The following is a 2,856-nucleotide window of genomic DNA, read 5'->3' as shown; positions in this document are numbered from 1 at the left end:
TTTTTCGTTTATTGACAAATAACAAGCTGTTGAACCTTATTAACAAGGTAGGTCAAATGACCTACCTTTATATTTAACCCTGCTTGCTTAGCTTATTAATTTCATTTACTACCCTTTTTAATGCAAACATTCCATTTTCTGTTAACTGCCTCTGCCATGCATTATTTTTTGGTGACCATCTAAAACTATTCTTCTTTAAAATGGTTCTAACTTCATCATTGGGCTTATCCGTAAAAATCAATTGAAGCCGCATAAGTTCAGTATTTTTTACTACTTTGAATAGTTTGTTATTATTTTCATCATTAACAGTCTCAATTTTTGTTCCAGTTGCTTTAGCCTCCTTCATTTTTTCTAATCTCTGCTTATACCTTCTTATATTAGCTGTATCATTAGTAACACTAAACGGTGCAAAAGAAGGATTTCTTCTAACAAAATCTTCAACTATTTCAATTTGTTTGTCACTCAGTCCTTCAGCACCTTTTAAAGTACCATTTTTCTTATAGTATTTATTCCAGTATAATTTTTGTTTATGTTCTTCTTCTAACTTAGCAATTTTTTCTTCCAATAGCTCAACTGCATCTTGATTTTTTGATAAAATCGGTTGATCCATAATTAACAAATTTTTTATTTGTTCCGATTGTTGTTCTAAATATTTCCATGTCTCATGTAATTTTTCCCTTCTCTTATTTTGAGCATTTTTCTTTTTTATTGGAAAATTACCAGCACCCGTAATTAAAATCGAGGGACATGAAGCTTCATTTTTGTAATAAGCATTGTAATAATCTGCCAACTTTCTACAATATCTATCTACTTTATAAGTTGCTTTTTCAGCCAAATTAGGTTTCTGTTCAATAATTTTTTCAAGAACATCATATACTTTATCGCAATAATATTTGTATTCATTAGTTGCTGTATTTTCTACATAATCACTAAAACTATTGATACTTTTTGCCGTTCTTGCTAACCCCTCATTTACTTCATAATATTTTCTTTTCATTTTTTTAACCTTTGTACTCCCTTGAGTACCCCTTTCTTTATTTCTATATATATTATATCATATAATAGGTATATTGTCTACCTTTTAGTATGAATTTATAATACTTTTTTAGAAACAAAAAATCAGTCCAACAATTACAGTTTTATGTTGAACTGACAACTATCGAAGATATTCGTTAATCCGACCAAAGACACACGAATATCTACCATCAGGCACTTGTATTATAATACATAAAAGGTAAATTAGCAATCTATCACAATTATTACTTTTTTGGTGACTGCCTTTACCTTAAATTGTGATCGTGAAACACGATCACTTGAATTTGCGGTTTTTTGCGTACAATTGGGAGTGCATAGGAAAACAGAAAAGGAAATTTTATTTTCTTTTTTGTTTGACTTGCCGAGCAAGTCGGACAGCAAAAAATGTTTTTGTCAATAATGACTGTGCAGCAGTCAAGATAAAATAAATTTTTATTGTGGCCTTCAGGTCCAGTAAAAAATTATTTTTCGTTTATTGACAAATAACAAGCTGTTGAACCTTATTAACAAGGTAGGTCATTTGACCTACCTTTATTACAATTTAAATGTTACTTTTGATTTAGAAAAAATAATATCTTTAATGTAAATCTTTTTTTCACTTTCATCAATTATATATAACAACAGTAAATTTTCTACTTTAATAACTCTTATATTATCATGATTTTTATAAGATTCATAACTTCTAGGAAAAAGTTCAAGTTTATTTTTTACTTTTTTTAAAGTGTTAGATACACTAATCTTATTTTCTAGAAAAAACAATGTTACTGTTTCATCTACAATAATTTTATACATTATAATCCATTTTTCTCCAATAAACTTATAACATCATCAATATCTCTACTCGCTCTCTTACCCTGCTTTATTTCCTCTACTTCTTTTAACTGTTGTTTTATATATTCATTATCTTTGTAATAATCAATAAGTTCTTTTAAAGTATCTTTAGGTACTAAGCATACATTATTAAGTGTAGGATAAGTATCTAGATTTATTTTTTTAGCATCCATTTTTCTACTCCTTCTATTTTTATACTATTTTTTGACCTTCTTCTTTATATATCATAATATACTTTGTGTAGGTAGGTCAAATGACCTACCTACACTTAGATGTAAAGAATTTCATCAACATCTCATTTGTTTTATTAACATATTCATTATCCAACTCTATAAAGTATTTTCCTTCGACTTCTTTTACATGTAATATGATTTTTATTACATCTTCAAACTCTAATGGTAAATTATTTCCCTCACTATCACTTTTTACAATTAAGCAAGGTCCAGCAAGCGGTGAGCAGATTTTTAAATTTACTTTGTCTACTACAATAAAAGTAATTGGCAGTTTCTTACATATGCCTTCATCATCTACTATAATTTCGTATTTAGTATTCCCAAAATCTATATAGGATACATAATCTACCAAATCAGCAACATGATTTTTTATAGTTTCATAACTAATAATATTGCTTTTCGTCTCAATTACTATCGGTCCTTTTTCTGTCCATTTCAATAAGAATTTTTGATTCATTTTTTTAACCTTTGTACTCCCTTGAGTACCCCTTTCTTTATTTCTATATTCATTATATCACATAAAAGGTATATTGTCTACTCTTTAGTATAAATTTATAATGTTTTTTTATAAACAAAAAAAGACATTCGTTAATCCAGCAAGATTAGAGACGAATGTCACCAACAGGCACTTGTATTATAATACATAAAAGGTAAATTAGCAATCTATCACAATTATAACTTTTTTGGTGACTGCCTTTACCCTAAATTGTGATCGTGAAACACGATCACTTGAATTTGCGGTTTTTTGCGTACAATT

The 2,856-nt window shown here is 28.0% G+C and carries 4 protein-coding genes; all 4 read right to left on the bottom strand.

Translation table 11 applies throughout. The features are described 5' to 3' along the window. Nucleotides 1-73: 73 nt before the first annotated feature. Nucleotides 74-997, bottom strand: coding sequence for a hypothetical protein (locus tag KSU54_RS18295; RefSeq protein WP_217749045.1), 924 nt, complete (start codon nucleotides 995-997; stop codon nucleotides 74-76). Between the two features lie 572 nt (nucleotides 998-1,569). Continuing rightward, nucleotides 1,570-1,827: a hypothetical protein gene (locus tag KSU54_RS18290; RefSeq protein WP_217746755.1), complete on the bottom strand. Its 258-nt coding sequence runs from the start codon at nucleotides 1,825-1,827 to the stop codon at nucleotides 1,570-1,572. Then, nucleotides 1,827-2,039, bottom strand: a complete 213-nt coding sequence (locus KSU54_RS18285) for a hypothetical protein (RefSeq protein ID WP_217746756.1) — start codon at nucleotides 2,037-2,039, stop codon at nucleotides 1,827-1,829. Before KSU54_RS18285 ends, KSU54_RS18290 begins: the two co-directional genes overlap by 1 nt. A gap of 85 nt (nucleotides 2,040-2,124) precedes the next feature. Continuing rightward, a complete protein-coding gene (locus KSU54_RS18280; protein ID WP_054322873.1) occupies nucleotides 2,125-2,556 on the bottom strand; it encodes a hypothetical protein in 432 nt (143 codons plus the stop codon). Nucleotides 2,557-2,856: the final 300 nt, after the last annotated feature.

This window comes from Erysipelatoclostridium sp. MSK.23.31 (genome assembly GCF_019125875.1).
In the GTDB taxonomy this organism is placed as follows: domain Bacteria; phylum Bacillota_I; class Bacilli_A; order Erysipelotrichales; family Coprobacillaceae; genus Thomasclavelia; species Thomasclavelia ramosa.
Note: the sequence above shows the minus strand (reverse complement) of the source record. Positions and strands in the feature narration are given on the sequence as shown.